Below are 18,158 nucleotides of genomic sequence, written 5' to 3' on the forward strand. Positions count from 1 at the left end.
CCAGACCTAATCACGCATATGCACGCATTTTATAGCTCAATTGAGCATTCCGTCCTGTTTTGCGGCCCGGCTGGTAAAGAAGTCGCAGGTGGGACTCATGGGGCCGCTACTCATGACACAAGACTCATGACAAACGGTGGGCCAGCAGCACCCGCCGAGCCTGGAGCTGCTTGGGCGGCTTCGGAATCATGACTCTCACGTCGCTGCTGATGGTCCTGGTCTCCCACCGGCTCGGGCTGCGTGCGCGCATGACGGCCGCAGCGGAGACGAAGACCCTCAGCCTGGGGGACGTGCACGTCGTTCCTGGTGGCCAGCAGCCTGGCGCCGGCCACCAGGCAGCCTATGCGGCAGGCTCGTAGGTCACTGTCTGATCCGGGCAATCAGCTCCCGTCTCGTGCAGGGCCGCTACTTCGGTTTCGTCGGCCGCGAGGCTCCAGCGGAGTTTCGTTGCCACCCACTCCGCGACGTACCGGCAGTGCACCTCCGCGGCCGGGGGCAGCCACTCGGCGGGGTCCTGGTCGGCCTTGGAGCGGTTCGAACGTGCGGTGACGGCGACCAGGCTGGCGTCGGCGCCCTGGTCGTTGGCGTACGCCTCACGCCGCTGCGCCGTCCAGCCCGACGCTCCGCTGTCCCAACTCTCAGCGAGGGGCACCATGTGGTCGATGTCCAGGCCGGAGGCGGATGTCACCCACATCTGGTCGTAGTACGACCACCAACGCCCGCCCGACAGCCGGCACCGTGGCCCGACCGTAGGCGGCTCCACCGCCTCGGCCAGCAGGACCTCTCCGCGGGTGTTGCACCCGTCATCGGGGTCGTCTCCGCTGTTCCAGTGGCGGAAGGCGTCCCGGTCGTAGCCGTCACGGGACTCGGCCTCCACCGGCAGACGAGTAACGGCCTCGGCCAGCGGCAACGTCTCCCCCGCATGAGCAGGCGCAGGAACGGTGAAGGGCACGAGGGCAAGGGAAGCGGCGGCCAGGCCCCGCAGCACAGCAGTGAGCATGGGCCGTTGATAGCGGCCCTCCAGGGGGCGCTGTCAGGCGTTCTCCGAGTGCGCCGCCCGTATGGGCGCAATGGTCGTACCGGCAACCGGACGGTAGGACCCTCACGCAGACTTCACCCGGAGCACGCCCAACTCCCGACGCAGTCACTCGGCTGGTCGTCGCGGTCGGCCAGCCGGTACCCGGCAACCGCAACGAACGGGCCGGTCCGGCGCAGCGTACGCCGTGCCGGACCGGCCCGTTCGTTGCGGTTGCGGCTACGTCTTGTCCTTGATGGTGTCGTCGATGATGATCTGCGGTTCCGGGTCGTCCGGGCTGGTGGCTGCTTCGATCTTGTCGATGGCCGGGGCGACGGCATCGTAGACACGGCGGGAGGCGGCGGTGTTGTCCTTCTCGCCGTTCCACTTCGAGGGGTGGGCGTTGTAGTCCAGCTCCTTGAGGTAGGAGACGAGGTCGGTGCCGGTCATGGTCACCTGCACCAGCCCGCGGCCCGAGCGAGGGCCGGAAGCGATCTCCGACACCTTGGCCTTGACCTCGTTGGCGCCCTCCGGTTTGGTCTCCTCCCACAACCCCTTCGGGCACACGAGGGTGACCCGCGCCAGGCCCGCGGCCTTGCTCAGCCGCTCGTCATGCCCGGCAGGGGACTGGGTGCAGCCGGTCAGCATCAGGACGGCAACCATCGCCCCGGCCCCGGCCAGGCGCTGTACAGGAGAAGTCAGTGGCAGTTTCACCCCGACATCCATGAGCTGCGCCAGGGGCCGGTATGCGTGCTGCGCCGATTTCGGCCGAAAGTGCCGCTGCTCGACCGGGAATGGTCCCCCGCTCCTGCACTGTCCCGGGTCAGCGGGGCACGCAGTACGGGCGCAGCGAGCCGGGTCAGAGGTCTTGGACTGCGCGTAGTGCGGCGTCGACGCGGGCCATGGCTGCGGCGTCGACGGGGCCGATGAGTTTGGCGCCGTCGAATCGTTCGGTGCGCAGTTGGACGATGTTGACGGCGACGGCTGTGCAGGGGAGCGGGTCGCCGATGACGACGGACATGGCGGTGTCGGGGTAGCGGCCGCTGTCGTGGAGGACGATGGCCAGGACGGCGCCGTATGCCTCTTCGAGTCCGGTCAGGCTGATGATCAGGACGTTGCGGCCGTCGGGGAGTGTCCAGATGTCTCCGCGGTTCACAGGGTGTCGCCCTCGCCCGCGAGGGTGTCGGCGAGGCCGAGGGCGGCGAGCTGCTTGGCGGCATCCAGGGTCGCGGCGCGGCGGGCGGCGCGCACCACGTAGGCGTTCACGCTGAGTCCGGCCTCGCCGGCGGCGGCCCGGATGGCGGGGGCGAGATCGTCAGGGACGCGGAGGGTCATCGTGGTGACAGACATGGTGGCAGCGTAGCGACCGGGTTGTGGTGGCGCATAGTGCCAGCGGGGAGCGGTGGCCCGATATGCTGGCGGTGAGTCCTCCTTTGTGAGGGTCTTTGGTTGGCCGGTGCCCTTGCCACCCGCTTGCGGATTGGGCACCGGCCGCTCAATGAGCGCAGTTCGAGGGAGCGCGAGACAGTGCCCGGGTTCAGTGCGGGCACTGTGGTGTCGGCGCGGTCAGCGGCGGACCTGGATGCAGGGGTTGCCGGACGACTTCTTCGCCGTGGCGCACAGCCACGTCCCGTGCGGGAACTTCCGGTTGATCTTCCATGAGGCCATGGCGAAGCGCGTCATCCCGGCCTTGTGGAAGCGGGCCTTCTTCCAGCGGGTGACATTCGACTGGGTGGCCGCCGAGCCGGTGTGCCGGTAGACGCGGAACGCCTCCAAGGTGCGTTGCCTGCTGCTCGTGACGTGGATCGTCTCGACGTGCAGTCCACGGCCCTTGACGGAGATCGTCACCTCCCCCTTGGTGCGGTCCGCGCTCATCGGGACCGACGCCGACGCAGAAGGGGCCAGGACCACCAGGGCAGCCGCCACGGTGACAGCCGACTTGATCACAGAGAGTCGCATGAGCGGCTAACCCGCAGACTGATCAGGTGGGCACGGACCCAGCTCCTTGATCACTCCTGGGAGGGATCAGACCTGGCCTGCTCCCGTTCCTTCACCTCGCGGAGGCGGTCGAACAGCTCCGTCCAGGCCCGGCCGGTGGCTGCCTTCCGCTGGGCCCGGTCCGGCCGGCTGACACGCAGCTTCTTCGCCTTCTTGTCCTTCGGGCCGCTGTGGTCACCGCTGGTCAGCTGAACCCGCTTGGCCGAGCCGTCACGCCGCTGCCGGTTTCCACTGGTCATGGCTTGGACCGTACGCCCCGCCCGAGCCGCACGGAAGTGGACGGTCGACCACCGGCCTGCCCTGCCGCTGTTCGGTGAGTGACAGACCGCCAGTTCCGCCGTCAGAAGTCGGCGCGGCTCTCGTAGACCGAACGCACCAGCGCTTCCAGCGCAGCCTGCGCACGCTCATCGTCCTGCCCCTCATCGAGGACTTCCAGGGCCGCCGCCGCCGAGACCTGGACCTTCCGGGGCAGCGCCTCGGACGCGGCGATCTGGTATGCCCGGCTACGCCGGGCTTCCCGCTCCTCTTCGCTCACACCGCCCGGCGTGAGCGGATCCACCGCGGCCTGATACAGGAAGATGCCTATGACGGCCGCGTCCGCTGCCCCCTCGGCCGATCCCTGCGCCTCCGCGGCATCGGCCCCCAGCAGCATCAGCGTCCGTCGGCGGGAAAACAACACCAGGGCACCTACGAGCAAGGCCATCAGGATTGCCCCCACCACAGCTCCCCGCCACCACCAGAACGAGAAGCCAAGACAGGCCCCTCCGAGCACCATGCACGCCGCAATCAGCACGATCTTCACGTAGAGGCGGGAAACGAGCGACGGCATCATGCCCAGCAGTATGCCCAGCGGGGCGCGGCTTCTCAGCCGGCCTGCGAAATCCTGATGGCCTGCGACGGGCACGCCTCCGCGGCCGCAATGACGCGCGGGTCCCCGTCCGCGCCCTCCTGGCCGGGGATGACGTCCCCATAGCCGTCCACGACCCGGAACACGTCAGGCACCCGGTGCACGCACTCCGCTGAGCCGTAGCACTCTTCCCGGTCGACCGAGACAGGCATGAAACCCCCTGGATGACAGGTTCGCTGGACAGGTCTGTGCGCGGAGGCTGCCCAGTACCCCGCCATCCTGAACTCCCACCGGGAGACCCCGGGCCCGCCGTGATGGCAGGACCCGGGGCGGGGGCCCGTTCAGACGCTCTTCCTGGACCGCTGCTCGTTCAAGAGGTCGGTCAGCACGTCGAGCTGGTCCGGAGGCATCTTGCGCATCAGGAGCTGGGCTGCGAACTTCCCGTCGTCATAGGGGAACAGCACCGGCTGCCGTTTTGCGGGCTCGGCTGCTTGGGCTGGGACCACAGACGGTGGTTGCGGTACTTGTCCGGTCGGAAGCACGGTGCTGTCCGTGGCTGACGACGTCGGTGGCACTGAAGCGGGAGCGGAGGGGGTGTATACCGCGGTATACGCGGCCTCTGTCGGCTTGGCCGGCTCTTCCAGTCGCGGAGCCGGTGACGGCACAGGGCGAGGCTGCTCCTGATCGGCCTTCCACGCTGCGTACTGCTCGTCCTGGGGCATCGCAGCGTAGCGCCGCATGTCCCGAAAGGCAGTCAGCTCACCTTTGAGGACGAGCTGCACCATTTCGCCCGAGAGGCGCAGTAGTCCGATCCGCTGGTTGAACCACGCCTTGGACTTGCCCATCGCGCGAGCGGCTGCGGCCTGGTTGCCGTCGTGGAGTTCGAGCATGGCGCGTAGGCCGTCGGCTTCTTCGATGGGGTTGAAGTTGGCGCGCTGCACGTTCTCCGACAGGACCGCGGCGAGGAACCGGACGCGGTTCTCGGTGAGGTCGTGTCGGAGCATGAGGTCGAGGCTGTCCAGGCCGACCTGTTGGGCTGCGCGCCAGCGGCGTTCACCGGCGGCCATGACGTACCGGCAGGTGTCTGGCAGGCGGTCGGCGTGCTCCGGGTACAGCTTGAGGTAAGCCGTCTTGTTCACCGCCACGCAGGGCTGGAGTTGCCCGTTGCGCATGTCCTCGCCGAGTTCGACGAGTTCGGCTTCGTCGAACGCTCGGCGCGGGTTGAGCGGAGTGGGGGCCACGAGGTTGGGGTGTACGTGGACAAGGTCCGGGCGACTGGCGCCCGGGACGGCCTCGACCTTGCTTCCGGCGAGGGAGGCGAGGGATACGCGCTTGCCTGCCATCAGCGGCGACCTCCGTAGCCGCGCTCCAGGGCGAGACGGAAGTAGTCCTCGCGTGCGCGGAGGGTGGTGCCGTTGTCGGCGTACTGGGTAACGACCTTGCCTTCGGATGCCGCTCGGGTGTGGATCTTGTAGCGGCGGATGACTGTCTTTGCGCGGGGCCAGCCCATCGCGTCGATGTAGGCGATGGTGTCCTCAAGGTCGGCCTTGCCGTCGCGCGGATCCCACGCGTTGATGACCACGGTGTACGGGAGGCCGCGGGGGACGATGACCCGTTCGATGGTGCGGGCGGTCGGGTCGAAGGCGAGCGGTTCGGGCGGCATGGGGACAAGGACGTCGTCGGCGACATCGAGGGCGGCCGCGAGGATGTGCTCGTTTTCGAGGCTGCCGGGGGTGTCGATGAAGATGTGCTGCCGGTCATCGCTCTGACCAAGGACGTCGTGGGTGACGGCGGCGAGGTTGACGGCGGTGGTGGTCTTGCCGACGCCGCCCTTCTGGTTGGCGATGACGTGGATCTGCGCGCCAAGGTCCTTCAGGCTGGCGAGGCTATCGGGGTCTTCGTGGGCGGCGGCGAAGTCAAAGGGGAGGTTGTCGCCGACGCGGTCAGCCCACCAGATTGTGGACCCTTGCGGGTCTGTGGACACGACGAGAACTGAGGAAGGCATGGTGCTCCGTTTCCGTGTGCTTCCCAGAGCTGGGCTCTGGTACTCGGACGGGCCATAGCCTCTCAGATGGCTGGAGCACGGGGTGGGATTGGGCTGAATCGGTGCGGTCGCAGTCCAGGCGTATACCGCGGTATACGCCTGTCCCCTCACCGTCGGCGGTGAGGTCGCGGTCCTGCGTGTATACCGCGGTATACGTCTGCCCCTCACCGTCGACCGCGATGCCGACCTCTACAGATCGGCGCCGGGCCTCAAACACAGAAGCCGGTGAACGTCGGAGTCGGAGACGAGGTGGCGGACATGTGCTCCGCGCGGCCATCGCCTACTCCTGTGCGAGCGTCGGCGTCCGCTTCGGCCGGGCGAGTTCAGCTGTAAAGCCAGGGCACGCCGGCCCCTGCGCTCCTCCCAGCGGTCCCGGGGGTGATAACTGAGTTATCACCCCCGGCACCCGCCTCACCGTCGACCGCGGTGCGGGCAGCGTGTATACCGCGGTATACGCCTGGATCCTCGCCCCGCATCGCCCACGGGCGGACCGCGCCCGAGGTGCGTGGGGAAACGCAAAAGGGCCCGGCCCCGCGAGAGCGCGAGGCCGGGCCCATGATGGGTGATCGGGTCGGATTCTTGCCTAATTGGGCACGAACGATCTTGTTTTCTTCTGCCAGTGGTCGCCAGCTACCCCGCGAGGCCCGCGGCCAGCAGGGCCAGCAGCAGGGCCACAAGGATCAGGTCGACCGCACGTCGTAGGTAGGTGAACTTGCGTACGGCGAGGACGGACAGGACGCGGATACAGGCGGCGCGGTGGTCGCTGTCCATGCTGGCCAGGATTTCGGCGTCACTCAGCCGTGCCCAGTATGGGAACGATGCGCGGTCGTCGCCGCGCAGTCGGGGTCGGACGACCAGGAGCAGCAGCACGGCGGCGGCGCCCAGTGCAAGGATGGCGAGTGCGCCGGCGGCCTTCGTCGCGGTGGGTAAGTCGCGGTCGGCTACGGATGCGAGGCCCGCGAGGACGGCGCCGTTGAAGGCGAGCAGCAGGGATGCCTTGCTGTCCGTGCGGCTGATCTCGTTGGTGACTGCGGTGCACGCAGCATCAAGGTTGGTGTCCATGCGGGAGGTGGAGGTCGTGGTCACCTGGCGCTCACCCTTTCGACGGCGTCGGCCTCGTACGGGTCGGTGAACAGCTTGTGGTCGCTGACGTCGAACGGCGCGGGCCGCGCGGAGACTCGGAACCCGGGCACGGTGGTGGTCTCTTGCCCGTCCAGCGCGGCGGTGAGCCGGTCGGCGTCCTGGGAGGCGTGCCGGGCCTGGGTGTACGGGCCGAGGCACAGCAGGGTGTAGCCCGTGCCGTCGGGCTTGCGGGCTTCGATGTAGATGGCGTAGTGCGTGCCGCGGATCCAGTCGTCCCCGGGCAAGGTGGCAGTGCTCACGGGTGGATTTCCTCTCGTCAGGCAGCGAGCCGGTGTCCGGTCGGCGGGATGTACGTGGACGGGTCGGCAGGGGTGCCGTCGAAGCACTCCAAACAGGAGCCAAGAGTGCGCAACGGCAAGCAGTGCTGGTAACGGCGCAGGCAGGCCGGGCAAGTGGTTCGGGCCGCCATGGCTTTGTCCAGGGCGGCCTCCTTGGCGAGAGTCATGGGCCGGACCGGCTGGGCAAGGTCGACGCGGTAGAGGTAGGCGGGGCGGGTGCAGGCGCGGTTCGGGCGGGTGGCGCATGCCTTGCAGCGCAGGATGGCGGCGGGCTCTTGGCCGCCGGGTCGCAGCCCGGCAACGCGCAGCTGGCGGCGAGTGGCGAGCTGGTCGGTCGGGGCGGTGCCCCAGTCGTATTCGGGTAGCCCCTGCTCGGTGCGTGGCCGGGTCGCCTCGGGTTGTCGGCGTCGGGCGCGGGTACTCATCGCGGGCTCCGGGCGTGGGACAGGTGGAAGGGCCCGAGGCACTGCGGGTGGGGCTTGCTGGCCTGGCGGCGCGATCGGAGCACGAGCGTTCCTCCGGACGTCTGTAGACAGCGCCGCGCCCGCCGACGTGGTCGGCGGGCGCGGGATGGGAGCTGGTTTCAGGCGGGGTGGCTGAGGGCCGTATCGGTGTGGTGCGGGCCGGGCGTGGCCGGTGCCGGGGTGCTGTGACCCGGGCGTGGGGGATGGTCGTGCGGGAGGCCGGACGGCCTGGCCGACCCTCGCACGGGGCGGATGGGCGAGGACCGGGCGGAGCGTCCGGGGAACGCTGGTGCCCCGCACCATCGGGTACGGGGCACCAGGTCTGGGCAACGAGAGGTCAGAGCAGTTTGGAGTAGTACTGCTTGAGTTCCTTGCCGGTCTCCGCATCGACGGCCGTCCGGTCCGAGCGGAACTCGATCGTGCGGCGCGGGGCCCGAGAGCCCTCTTTCCACTTGGGGCCACCCACCGCGACAGTCATCCGAACTGGTTCGTAGTGGTCCTTGACTGGCACCTTGACCTCCAGCCGGATCGGCATGGGGATCTGTCCCTCCTCCAGAGGACCCGTCTTCTCCTGGGCTGTCTGTTCAGCGGAGTCGATGCGGACAAACTTGGGGTTCTCCTCCATGTCGACCCGGACCGACAGGATCACAGACCGGCTGTCCTTGCTCCACTCTGCCCTGGCCTTGGTCATCACTCCGTCGATGTTGACTTCCGTCACTGACAGCCCTTTGTAGGCGGCGGCTTGCTCCTGGCGCTCCTGAGCCTGCTTGTCGTCCTCGGAGCTCTGCCACACGCCGCCGGCGGCGAGAGCCAGGGCGGCAATCACTGCGATGTAGGGCCAGGTGCGTCGGCGCGGCTTCTCCGACGGCAGGTCATCCGTGGGCGGTTCGAGCATGGTCGGCAAGGGTCCGCGGTGCCACTGCGGTGACGTACTGTCGTCCGCTGTCTGCTCGAACCACTCAACGTCCTTCCTCATACGGGCGACGGTAGCGCGCAGTTGTACCGCCTGGTCGAGGTTCCCGCACAGTTCAGCCACGGTGGCGCGGGTCGACAGCCAGGACAGGGCCTCGATGGAGTTGATGCCGTGAGCGGTGATGTCCTCGCGCTCACCGAGGGCCGCCAGGTCTGCGGCTTCACCGCAGCGTCCTTCCCGTGCGGCCTCGATGGCGGCGAGGTGGCGGGAGTCTATGACGTTGGGCGGCATCTCCCAGTCCCACTCGTCGTCGCCCCCGGCAGAGGCGAAATCGGACTTCGTGAACAGGTCGTCGGTCAGGTCCTCGTCGTCCTGGTCCTCGTCGCTGTCGACGGCGGGAGCCACGGTCTCGGCAGCGTTGTCCTGCTCGACGGCAACGGCCAGCGCCTGCTGCGCCTTGCGGCGTCGGGACGAAGTGTCCGTCAGCCTGGCTTCCTCCTCGCTGATGACCGTCTGGACGATGTCGACGTAGTCGGGTCCGACCTTCCACACGGCCTGTCCCGGGTCAAGGGCCGGGATCCTGTCGATGGCCCACTGAGGCAGGCTGAGCAGGGCACCGACAAGGGCCGCCTCTTCGGCTCCGAGGCGTCCGACGTGGGCGACCTCGCACAGCCGCGCCAGGTCCTGCGCGGGCCCGGTCCCGAGGTCGGACAGCGTGTGCATCACCACGTCCAGCGACAGCCCGGCCTTGCGGGAATTTTTCAGCAGTCGCTGAATCAGCTCGCTGGTGGCCGGCGACAGCAGGATCTGCCACGCTTCCTCCAGGACCAGGTGGCGGTGCGTGGCGGTCGACTGCCGCAGCCACACGTGCTCTGCCCAGCACGCCACGGCCGCCATCAGCGACGGGATCGCCGGGCTGTTGCGGTCGAGGCGGGAGAAGTCGAAGGAAATGATCGGCAGATCAGTCTCGGGGAGGCTGGCGGTGTCGCCGTCGAACAGACCGCGCAGCGATCCCTCGGTGTAGCGGGACAGGGCGATGGCCGCACCCTCGCCCCACTCAGTCAGCTTCTCGACCGGCCAGCGCCCCTCTTCGGGGAGCACCAGGGCGTCCACCAGGCCGTTGAGCGAGGTGGCCTTGGGGTGGTTAAGGGCGTGCTGGAGAGCATGGGTGGCCTGGTGGGTGAGGGCGGCGGGCTCCACAGCGGCGATGAGCGAGCGCACCAGCTGCTCGCGGACCTCCCGCGGGAACAACTCGGAGACTGGGTTCAGGGTGAACATGCCGGCCTCGATGACCTGGCCGCCGAGCGAGCGGACGAGGGGCGCCCACTCGCCCGCGTCGTCCTCCCCGAAGCTGTCGATGACGACGTACTGGTGGCCGTGCTCCAGGATCTCGCGTCGGGCGCGGGTCTTTGCCGTCGTCGACTTGCCGGAACCGAGACCGCCCAGGGCGAGCGAGTTCGTGGACGGCAGGACTGCGTGGTCGGTCAGGACGGGGGAGAGGCAGAAAGGCCGGCCGTCCAGCAGCGACCGGCCGACGAAAATGCCGGGGAAGCGGGTGCTGGAGGCGACGAGCGGCGCCGTGATCGCCGCGTGGCTGGAGGGCAGGCGGATCACAGGATCGCCCCCTTTCGGGTTGAGGCTCCGTGTGGGGTGGTCATCACGTAGGCGCGGTGCTGCTGGCCGGGGAGCCAGTCAAGACGGATACGGTGCCGGTCGGCCATGAGGGATGCCTGCCAGCGGGCGTCGATGACGGCCTCAGGGCTGTCTCCCCAAACCGTCAGGTAGGCGTCGATGTCCACGAGCGTGGCGCCCTGGACGAGCGCGCCGTGCGTCGCGCTGCTGGCGAGGTCGTGCGCGTCGGCCTTGACCCTGTCGGTGGTGAAGGCTTCGGCTGCGGCACGTTGCCACTTTGCGGACCGGCGGGACTGCGCGGCTGGCAGCGGCCGGTACAGGACGGCGAGGGAACGGTCCGTGCCGTGGCCGAGCAGCAGCTTCGGCATGAGGTCGCCGTCCGTCTCGTCGGGCCAGGCCGTGATCCGGGCGGTCGTGGCGTAGCGGTCATCGTCCAGGCCGACCCAGCCGGGGCCCCGCTCGACCACAGCCGGGGCGGGCTCGGGCTCCACGGGGGTGAGGACGCCGAGGCCGGCGAACTCGTGGGCCAGGGTGTCCACAACGCGGGCAGGCTGGCCCACGAGTCCCTTCGGGACGTGGACCGAGAGGGTCTGCGCGTGGTCGGTGTACTCGCCGACGCGCGTGTGGTGGGCGACGTGGACCTGAATGCCTGCGGTGCGGGCCTGCCCGCCGGCGAACGCCAGGCCGCGGCTGAACGCCTCGTGCCAGGCCGCCCGCAGTTGGGGGTCCTGCATGGTGCCGTGCTCCGGGTACAGCGTCCAGGTGGTGGTCACTCCGGCCTGGGTGGTCATGGCAGCCGGGGCGGTGCGCTCCCGCAGCCTGCGGTAGCCGACGGCCGCCCACCGGGCCACGGATCGCGGTCCCGGCGCGAGGTTGAGCAGCGCGGCGGTGGCACCGACCGCGCCGAACGTCCAGATAGGGGGCGGGGTGAGCATCGCCGACATCAGGACGGCGCTCCCAACGCCCGCGTTGGCCTTCGTCAGCAGCGTCTCGACAGGGCTCAGACCGCGCTGCAGGGCAGGCACGCGGTAGCCGGGCGTCAGGGAGTACACGGAATTTCCTCCTCGGGAGATGGGGCGGCCCCGGTGCTCACCCGCCACCCCAGCGGGCTGGAGCGGGTGGGCACCGGGGCCGGATAGGACTTACGGATTGCCGGGCTGGCTGGGGGCCGGCTGCTGGTTGGTGGCAGGTGTCTGCGGGGAGGCCGCGGACCGGCCAGCGGTGGGCTGAGCAGCCCTGTTCGCCTGCTTGCGTGCCTCCCTGAGCTGCGCCGTACGGGCCGCATCGTGCGCGACCTTCTGCTTGGCTGACTCGGTCGTCAGACGCGCCGGCCGCTCCTGCGCCTTGATCCCGTATGCGGCGAACAGCACGTTCCTGTCCTGTGCCATGGCCCGGCGCGGGGTGTCCACTGTGCGCGGACCGCGTGGTGTCGTCTCCTGCTCGTAGACGTCCGGCGCACCGGCCCGCACGACCGCATGCGCGAGGCGGTTGTCCGTGCGGCGCTCCACTGCGGTCCGGGCGGCGCGAGCCACCCTCGGGCCGACATACGGCACGCCGTGGAACATCATCCGTAGCATCAGCACGTCCGCGATGACCAACAGGAAGGCATCCATCACAAGCGCCCCCTCCGTCATCTTCACAAAAGGGCTGACCAGCAGAAGTGCCATCGGGGCGAACATGAGCCCCAGCAGGCGCTGCGCCCATGCCATGACCGCGGAGGTGTCGCCCCCGCGGGCCAGCGACGCCAGCACCACGGGTGCCGCGCAAACGAACAGCAGGATGCCGAGGTTGCGGGCCATGAACACGAGCGTCGCGAAGGCCAGTGCGACGACCAACGCTGCAAGGATCAACAGGATCGACAGCGGGTTGTCCGCATCCGCCGCGTCCTTCATGTCCTCACGGATGACGCCGAGCAGGGTGGCCCCGTCACTGTTAAACATGGTGCTGAATGCGGCGCTGACGGCCTCGTTGAGCGCCATGACGGCGCCGGGGATCGCTGCCATGACAGCGACGGCGGCGAGCGTCCATCCGGTCGAGGCGCCCATCTGCCGCAGACGGGGTGCCCCCTGCCATGCGGTCAGGGCGCACACGACGACGACACAGATGAAGATGGCGATGGCCAGGTGTTGGCCCAGCCACAGGAACTGCTGGTAGATCCAGTCGTCTGCCTTCTCCGGCGCCCAGGTGTCCTTGGGCGCCAACAGCCCCTCCAACTTCCGGATGAGGCTTTCTGCGAGGTCCCGGACGTTGGTGACGGCTCCGTCGGTGATGCCCTGGCTCCCGCCGGGGGCGGGTGGCCCGCCCCCATCGGGCGGGCCACCGCCGGAGTCGTCCCTGACGCAGTACTTGTATCCCGGCGTGCCCTTGAGGGCATCGCACGGGTCGTCTGCTCGGAACGCCATGTGTGATCAGCCCTTGGCTTCGGTCACGGTCGAGAAGAGGGTGTCCCCGTAGAGGGCGAGGATGACGGCGACGAAGAGCGTGCCGACGGCCATTGAGCCCTTGCGGAGGGCGCCCTTGGGGTCGTTGGAGAGCTGGAGCAGCATCCGCACGGCGATGACGGCGATGACGGCGGCGATGCCCTTGGTGACCAGGCCGCCGCCGGTCAGCCCGATGGTGTCGAAGAAGTCCTTGAAACCGGTGGACATGTCGACGGGCTTGGCGAGGACGAACTTGCGCATGGGTCAGATCTCCTTGTTAGTGGTTGAGGTGGGGCGGCCGACGGCGAACAGGTCGCGCATCGTGTCCATGGGGGAATAGCGGACCTTGGTGCCGGGCCGGGGAGCGTCGATCATCCATCCATTTCCGACGTAAATGCCGACGTGGTGAATGTTCGTTGCGCTGGTGCCGTAGAAGACGAGGTCTCCGGGGCGGACCTGGCCGGGCTTGACGGGCTTGGACACCGCGTACTGTGCGGCAGCCGTGCGTGGCAGGGTGATTCCTGCTTTCGCGTAGGCGTACAGCGTGAGTCCGGAGCAGTCGAAGCCGCGGACGGTTTTTCCGTTCTGGCCGCTGGGGGAGCAGCACGTTCCCGTGCTGGGGCCGTTTGCGTTTCCTCCACCCCATGAGTACGGGGTGCCCAGCATCTGTTTTGCCGCGTTGATCGCAGTGGCGGCCTGCCCAGTGTCTGCCGTCTTCCCGCTGCCCTGGTGCTGGTTGGCGAGAGCGGTGATGGACCGGACGTAGTTCTGTGTTTCCTTGTACGGGGGAACTCCGCCGTATTTCTGTACGGCGCCGCTGCCCGCGTTGTAGGCGGCGAGCATGTTGTGCTGCTTGTTTCCGGGGACGTTTTCGACGTCCTGGGAGATGGTGCAGAGGTATTTGGCGGATGACGGGATCGCGTCTTCGGGATCCCAGACATCACGTTTTCCGTCGCCGTTGCCGTCGATTCCGTGGGTTTCCCAGGTGGACGGCATGAACTGCGCGATTCCCTGCGCGCCAACGGGTGATTGGGCTTTCGGGTTGAAACCCGATTCCTGCGTGAGCAGTGCGGCGAGCAGGTTGGGGCTGACCTCGGGGCAGGTGTTTCCTGCTTCCTCGATCAGATCTCTGTATTCGGCGGGTACGGCCATGCTGAGTGCCGCGCCCACCACCGGGTCGTCGCCGGCGGCCTGGACGAGCGCGGCCACGATCACGGCCGCGGTCGCGCCGGCCCCGACGATGGCCGCTGTGGAGCCTCTCAAGGGTTACCCCCTCCCCTTCTGCAGTTCTGCTTGTTTTCCCAGTTCAGACCCGGCATAGGGGTCCGCTGGCGGTCCGCTGGAGTCCGCTGGTCGCCCGTCCGCGGGACGGGCAGGGCCGCTTGGCTGGCGGATACCTGGCGGACTCTCAGCGGACCGCCGGACGGACTTCCGGGCGGGCTGACGACGATCAGGATTCGGCTGCGGTGGCCGCGATGAGGTCGGTGAGCCAGTAGCCCCGGACCACGCCCTTCTCGTCCTTCCCGGGAGTTACCCCGAGCTTTTTGGAGAGCTGTTTCCCACGCTCCCCGGGCCTGGTTTCGGTGATACCGAGTGCCGGGGCCAGGTCGGCCGTGGGCATGAACTCCACGCCAGCATTCCGCATCAAGTCGATTGCCTGCTTGAGCGGTGACGGCGGGGCGGTCTCCAGCACTTTCTGCTGACGGGTGGCCACTTCGTCCACCACTTCCCACATAAATTCATCCGGGAAATTGAAGCCTCGGATGAGAGTGGAGGTTCCGCCCGCGAACATGACTGCCTGGCCCTTGATTTGCGGGTTGAGGTGAGTCGGGTTGATTGGGGCGGCGGTGGTGAAGTACGAGTCACCAAGGGTGACTTTCGCGGTTCCTTCGGATTCCACATACATGCACAGCCGATACTGGCACTGGTTCCGTACCGTTACCGGAATGGCGTCCTTGTCGGGCCGCTGCGTCAGCAGGATCATGGAGATGCGGGATTCCAAAGACTTGGCAGCAAGCTTCCGCGCCTTCTCCGCAATTCCCGCCGACCGCTCTTTCCCCTTGGGAGTGCCATCGTCGGCGAAGAAGTCGGCCGCCTCGTCCACGATGAAGATGACGGGTTTGAATTTCGGTTCCGGCTCGCGGTTCCTCTTCGCCTCCCGCATCTTCTCGTATCTCCTGGCACCACGGTCGATCAGCTCATCGGCGATGCTCTCGAAGACGGCTGGATCGTCCGATGACTCGTAGCGGACACACGCCTTTTCAAAGGTGACCAGTCCGCAGAATTTGCCGTCCAGCAGGTACAGGTCGAAATCCCCGTACGCGATGAGCAGGCAGGTGATGAGTCCGTTGATGAGCGTGGTCTTGCCCATCTGAGACATTCCACCGACCACCATTGATGCTTTGTCGAGCGTCGGTACGCCGGCCAATTGGCCGGTGACGTCGTGCCCGAGTGGCACCCCGGCGAAGGACCGGATCTGCTCGCGGGTGGGCGCCGGGAACGGCTGTGAGAACGGCGGCGCGTCCAGCATCAGCAGGTGCGCGCCGCGCTCGTTGTTGCGGTCGCGCTCCAGCTTCATGTGCAGCCGGCTGATGCCGTACCAGCCCGCGACGTTCTCCAGCCGCCTCTCCACGTCCTTGTAGGTGCGGGTCTTGGGCAGGAGAAAGCGGTACCGCTTGCCCGTGGAGACCGGTTCGACGGTGACTTCGTCGGCCCGGATCACCTCGGTCTTGTCGATGACCCCGGCCGTGACCAGTGCCTCTGTCAGCTCCGGGTGGGCGGGAACGGCCTCCTCGGCCGCCACCAGGCCCTCCGCGGGCGCTTCCTGCTTCAGGGTCGCAGCGGGCTGCTTCCCGCCCGCCACCAGGCGCACGATGGCGGCCCTGAGCCGCCAGGCACCGTACCCGAGGGCGACCAGCACCCCGGCGGTCAACAGCACGGTGGCCGGCCACGACAGCCCGAGTTTGTCTTTGATGGCGGCGAGGATGCCGAACGCGACGGCAAGACCGCCGATGGCGCCTGCCGTCTGCGCGTATACATCGTCGCTGGCCTGCTGTTTCTTACCCAAACCTCCCCCTTAGGTGATCTTGGGCGTGGGAGCATAGCCCGCACGCACATTCGATTCAGTGGTTTGTGGGGGGCTCGCCGGGTCTGCTCCCCAGGTCTGCGAACGCAAGATCCGCTCGCTGGGTCACTCGCCGGGTCTACGCCCCTTTGTCGACTGGGAGTTGGCTTCCGGCAGTCGCGGCAAGGGCCAGTCCGTGCAGGCGGACTGGCCCTCACTGGTGGTGCCGGACAAACGGGGTGGACGCCCTCTCAGTTGGCTGCGTCGGCTTCCTCGTCCTCGGACTCTTCGGCGTCCTCGGACGTCTCCTCGCTGCCCTCGGCCGCGAGGACGGAGCCCCACACGTGGCGCACGCGCTCCTCGCTGCCGACGAAGCCGGCGGCGCGGTAGTCGGCACGGGCCTTGCGGTAGGACAGGGGCGGGTCGTCGGAGTAACGCAGGTGCCGCAGTACGACGCCGATCTGGTCGTCCGTCAGCGGCACGCCCGGCCCGGGGACCGGCACACCCGCCACGGCCGCCAGCTCATCGAGCGTGACGGTGTGCTTGGCCAGGCGTGCCGCCTCGCCGTCCGAACCCGCGTTGACCTGCGTGCCGAGGGTGTGACGGCCGATGGCGGGCGTGCCGGTGGCGTCACGGTCCGGCGCGATGGGCAGGGCGGGAGCGGTCGGCGTCCAGGTCCCCAGCTCCGGCAGGGCGATGGCCGCGACCGAGGCGGGCAGCGGCTTCTCCGCGATGGTCGCCGCGGTGGCCTCGGCCGTCTCGTGCAGCTCCTCCGTCATCCGCTTCTGCGCCTCCAGGACGGCCTTGCGGTAGGCGGTCTCGGCCTCGGCGACGCGCTTCTGGAGGCCCCGGGCGACGTCGAGCAGCTCGATGCGGTGGGCGGCCTCGGCCTCCATCACCTCCAGCTGGTCCGCGACCTCCTGGCGCTTGTCGGCAATGCCCTGAAGGGTCTCGGTCGACGTCTTCCGCCCGAGCGACGGCATGGCCATCCACCAGGCGCCCTTGGTGGCGACGATCGCCACCGGGGTCAGGACATAGGCCAGATCGAAGCCACCCGGCCCGGACATGACCAGGTGCACCGTCGGGATGGCCGCGTTGACGGCCGTGAGAGCAAGACCGCCGGCCTGCACGCGCCGGGCCCGGCTGCGGTTGTTGCCCGCCAGGATCTCGGTGGCCTGGAAGACCACCCACAGGGCGTCCAGGGCGCCCACGGTGGGCACCGCCCAGGCGCCGAAGCGGGGTTCGAGGATGTCGTAGGAGACGGCCACCGACAGGATGGCCACGCCCAGGGTGATGACGCCCAGGATGGCGAGCACCGCCCCGCGCGGGGACGGCGCGAGGTTCTGCTTGTTCACGATTTTCCTTTCTAGGTGCGAGTGGTTGCGGGCCGCGTCTCAGCGGGCCAGCACAACGGCGATGACGACGATGAGCGGGCTGGCCATGCCCAGCAGGTAGACGAAGCGCACGGGTCTGTCCTTCCTTCCGGATCGCGGGTGGGCGGGCGGATCAGTTGGTGCCGGACAGGCGGCGGACCTTGGCCAGGTGCTGTTCCTGCTCCTCGATGAGGCGGTCGACCTTGGCGGTGAGCCCGTCGCGGAAGTAGCCGCCGAAGCCGTCGCCGATGTGCCAGTCCTTGGCCTCGGGGAAGCCCGCCTCGGCGAGCGCCTGGTCGTGCCCGAGGTCGGCGTACAGGTGCCGGTACTGGGCGTCGGCGATGTCGGCCGCGCGCTCGTCGAACAGTGCGGCGGCGGCGCGGGTGCGGTCCTGCGCGTCGACCAGGCGGGATACCGCGGCCGGCCACTCCCGGCCCGCCTCGGCGGTGCGCAGGTAGGCGTAGGCCGCCTCCAGCGCCTTCACTTCTCGCTCGTACGCCCGCCAGCGGTCCGGGGCGTCACGTACGACCCGGCGGAGTTCGGCGACGTAGGCGGCGTCCTGCCACCTTTTGCTCGCCTGCTGGTACAGGTCGTCCAGGACGTCTCGCGCGACCGTCCGGATGCGGTGCTCGGCCTGGTCCTCCGACTCGGGCACGTAGTTCATCTGCGGGTCGTCGTAGTACGACTGCGGCTTGACGGGCTCCTTCTCGTGGCCGGTGAACGGCGCGAACTCGAAACGTACCCGGCCGTAGGGGGTCGGCTCGATCTTCCGCAGGTACGGCGGCAGGTGCGGGGTGATGCGGTCGAGGACCTGCTGAAACGGGACCGAGAAGGTGCCGGGCATGTCGTCTCCTTGACGAGGTGCGGGGGTGTGCGGACGCGGTGCGGCGGGGCCGCCCGTCGGGGCGGTGCGCTCCTTGCGCGGCAGCCCGGACTCGTCCAGGGGCGCGCGTAACGGGATCGTGCG

Annotated in this window: 20 protein-coding genes and 1 pseudogene; all 21 read right to left on the reverse strand. The window is 68.6% G+C overall.

What is annotated here, in order from left to right:
- Positions 1 to 340: 340 nt before the first annotated feature.
- A complete protein-coding gene (locus AB0F01_RS27790) occupies positions 341 to 1,000 on the reverse strand; it encodes an HNH endonuclease family protein (RefSeq protein ID WP_192229458.1) in 660 nt (219 codons plus the stop codon).
- A 255-nt stretch (positions 1,001 to 1,255) separates the two neighbouring features.
- Entirely contained in the window at positions 1,256 to 1,729 is a 474-nt protein-coding gene (locus AB0F01_RS27795) for a hypothetical protein (RefSeq protein WP_192229459.1), read from the reverse strand.
- 145 nt (positions 1,730 to 1,874) lie between these two features.
- Positions 1,875 to 2,171 carry a hypothetical protein gene (locus tag AB0F01_RS27800; protein WP_192229460.1) on the reverse strand — a complete coding sequence of 99 codons (297 nt, stop codon included), beginning with the start codon at positions 2,169 to 2,171 and terminating at the stop codon, positions 1,875 to 1,877.
- The gene (locus AB0F01_RS27805) at positions 2,168 to 2,365 is read right to left on the reverse strand and encodes a toxin-antitoxin system HicB family antitoxin (RefSeq protein WP_225610487.1); all 198 of its coding nucleotides are present in this window, start codon (positions 2,363 to 2,365) and stop codon (positions 2,168 to 2,170) included. The genes AB0F01_RS27800 and AB0F01_RS27805 overlap by 4 nt, the downstream gene beginning before the upstream one ends.
- A gap of 216 nt (positions 2,366 to 2,581) precedes the next feature.
- Positions 2,582 to 2,974, reverse strand: a complete 393-nt coding sequence (locus AB0F01_RS27810) for a hypothetical protein (protein ID WP_192229461.1) — start codon at positions 2,972 to 2,974, stop codon at positions 2,582 to 2,584.
- 50 nt (positions 2,975 to 3,024) lie between these two features.
- On the reverse strand, positions 3,025 to 3,252 hold the full coding sequence (locus tag AB0F01_RS27815) for a hypothetical protein (RefSeq protein ID WP_225610488.1): 228 nt from the start codon (positions 3,250 to 3,252) through the stop codon (positions 3,025 to 3,027).
- Positions 3,253 to 3,353: 101 nt separating this feature from the next.
- A complete protein-coding gene (locus AB0F01_RS27820) occupies positions 3,354 to 3,917 on the reverse strand; it encodes a hypothetical protein (protein ID WP_192229489.1) in 564 nt (187 codons plus the stop codon).
- Complete coding sequence (locus AB0F01_RS27825; RefSeq protein WP_318653059.1) at positions 3,878 to 4,138, reverse strand: ferredoxin; 261 nt, start codon at positions 4,136 to 4,138, stop codon at positions 3,878 to 3,880. The genes AB0F01_RS27820 and AB0F01_RS27825 overlap by 40 nt, the downstream gene beginning before the upstream one ends.
- Positions 4,139 to 4,201: 63 nt before the next feature.
- The gene (locus AB0F01_RS27830) at positions 4,202 to 5,203 is read right to left on the reverse strand and encodes a ParB/RepB/Spo0J family partition protein (protein ID WP_192229463.1); all 1,002 of its coding nucleotides are present in this window, start codon (positions 5,201 to 5,203) and stop codon (positions 4,202 to 4,204) included.
- Positions 5,204 to 5,649: 446 nt separating this feature from the next.
- Positions 5,650 to 5,736 (reverse strand): annotated as a pseudogene (locus tag AB0F01_RS27835) (AAA family ATPase); the annotation flags it as partial.
- 798 nt (positions 5,737 to 6,534) lie between these two features.
- A complete protein-coding gene (locus tag AB0F01_RS27840) occupies positions 6,535 to 6,990 on the reverse strand; it encodes a Pycsar system effector family protein (RefSeq protein WP_318653060.1) in 456 nt (151 codons plus the stop codon).
- On the reverse strand, positions 6,987 to 7,286 hold the full coding sequence (locus AB0F01_RS27845; protein ID WP_225610490.1) for a hypothetical protein: 300 nt from the start codon (positions 7,284 to 7,286) through the stop codon (positions 6,987 to 6,989). The genes AB0F01_RS27840 and AB0F01_RS27845 overlap by 4 nt, the downstream gene beginning before the upstream one ends.
- 17 nt (positions 7,287 to 7,303) lie before the next feature.
- Positions 7,304 to 7,750 (reverse strand): RRQRL motif-containing zinc-binding protein, encoded by a 447-nt coding sequence (locus tag AB0F01_RS27850; protein WP_192229465.1) that lies wholly within the window; start codon positions 7,748 to 7,750, stop codon positions 7,304 to 7,306.
- 376 nt (positions 7,751 to 8,126) lie between these two features.
- On the reverse strand, positions 8,127 to 10,316 hold the full coding sequence (locus AB0F01_RS27855) for a hypothetical protein (protein WP_192229466.1): 2,190 nt from the start codon (positions 10,314 to 10,316) through the stop codon (positions 8,127 to 8,129).
- Entirely contained in the window at positions 10,313 to 11,386 is a 1,074-nt protein-coding gene (locus AB0F01_RS27860) for a hypothetical protein (RefSeq protein ID WP_192229467.1), read from the reverse strand. The genes AB0F01_RS27855 and AB0F01_RS27860 overlap by 4 nt, the downstream gene beginning before the upstream one ends.
- Before the next feature lie 90 nt (positions 11,387 to 11,476).
- Positions 11,477 to 12,736 carry a hypothetical protein gene (locus AB0F01_RS27865; protein ID WP_192229468.1) on the reverse strand — a complete coding sequence of 420 codons (1,260 nt, stop codon included), beginning with the start codon at positions 12,734 to 12,736 and terminating at the stop codon, positions 11,477 to 11,479.
- Between the two features lie 6 nt (positions 12,737 to 12,742).
- Positions 12,743 to 13,015 carry a hypothetical protein gene (locus AB0F01_RS27870; protein ID WP_192229469.1) on the reverse strand — a complete coding sequence of 91 codons (273 nt, stop codon included), beginning with the start codon at positions 13,013 to 13,015 and terminating at the stop codon, positions 12,743 to 12,745.
- A gap of 3 nt (positions 13,016 to 13,018) precedes the next feature.
- On the reverse strand, positions 13,019 to 14,017 hold the full coding sequence (locus AB0F01_RS27875; RefSeq protein WP_225610491.1) for a bifunctional lytic transglycosylase/C40 family peptidase: 999 nt from the start codon (positions 14,015 to 14,017) through the stop codon (positions 13,019 to 13,021).
- A 187-nt stretch (positions 14,018 to 14,204) separates the two neighbouring features.
- Positions 14,205 to 15,821 (reverse strand): FtsK/SpoIIIE domain-containing protein, encoded by a 1,617-nt coding sequence (locus AB0F01_RS27880; RefSeq protein ID WP_192229470.1) that lies wholly within the window; start codon positions 15,819 to 15,821, stop codon positions 14,205 to 14,207.
- 248 nt (positions 15,822 to 16,069) lie between these two features.
- A complete protein-coding gene (locus AB0F01_RS27885) occupies positions 16,070 to 17,173 on the reverse strand; it encodes a hypothetical protein (RefSeq protein WP_192229471.1) in 1,104 nt (367 codons plus the stop codon).
- Between the two features lie 151 nt (positions 17,174 to 17,324).
- Positions 17,325 to 18,035 (reverse strand): hypothetical protein, encoded by a 711-nt coding sequence (locus AB0F01_RS27890; RefSeq protein ID WP_192229472.1) that lies wholly within the window; start codon positions 18,033 to 18,035, stop codon positions 17,325 to 17,327.
- Between the last annotated feature and the right edge of the window lie 123 nt (positions 18,036 to 18,158).

The organism is Streptomyces sp. NPDC029526 (assembly GCF_040637405.1).
Lineage (GTDB): Bacteria > Actinomycetota > Actinomycetes > Streptomycetales > Streptomycetaceae > Streptomyces.

Bases quoted from the DNA above. Each gene is read 5' to 3' on its own strand.
- AB0F01_RS27825 (WP_318653059.1), bottom strand. From the start codon at position 4,138: ATGGCGGGGTACTGGGCAGCCTCCGCGCACAGACCTGTCCAGCGAACC.
- AB0F01_RS27790 (WP_192229458.1), bottom strand. From the start codon at position 1,000: ATGCTCACTGCTGTGCTGCGGGGCCTGGCCGCCGCTTCCCTTGCCCTC.
- AB0F01_RS27815 (WP_225610488.1), bottom strand. From the start codon at position 3,252: ATGACCAGTGGAAACCGGCAGCGGCGTGACGGCTCGGCCAAGCGGGTT.
- AB0F01_RS27865 (WP_192229468.1), bottom strand. From the start codon at position 12,736: ATGGCGTTCCGAGCAGACGACCCGTGCGATGCCCTCAAGGGCACGCCG.
- AB0F01_RS27810 (WP_192229461.1), bottom strand. From the start codon at position 2,974: ATGCGACTCTCTGTGATCAAGTCGGCTGTCACCGTGGCGGCTGCCCTG.
- AB0F01_RS27870 (WP_192229469.1), bottom strand. From the start codon at position 13,015: ATGCGCAAGTTCGTCCTCGCCAAGCCCGTCGACATGTCCACCGGTTTC.
- AB0F01_RS27890 (WP_192229472.1), bottom strand. From the start codon at position 18,035: ATGCCCGGCACCTTCTCGGTCCCGTTTCAGCAGGTCCTCGACCGCATC.
- AB0F01_RS27850 (WP_192229465.1), bottom strand. From the start codon at position 7,750: ATGAGTACCCGCGCCCGACGCCGACAACCCGAGGCGACCCGGCCACGC.
- AB0F01_RS27830 (WP_192229463.1), bottom strand. From the start codon at position 5,203: ATGGCAGGCAAGCGCGTATCCCTCGCCTCCCTCGCCGGAAGCAAGGTC.
- AB0F01_RS27805 (WP_225610487.1), bottom strand. From the start codon at position 2,365: ATGTCTGTCACCACGATGACCCTCCGCGTCCCTGACGATCTCGCCCCC.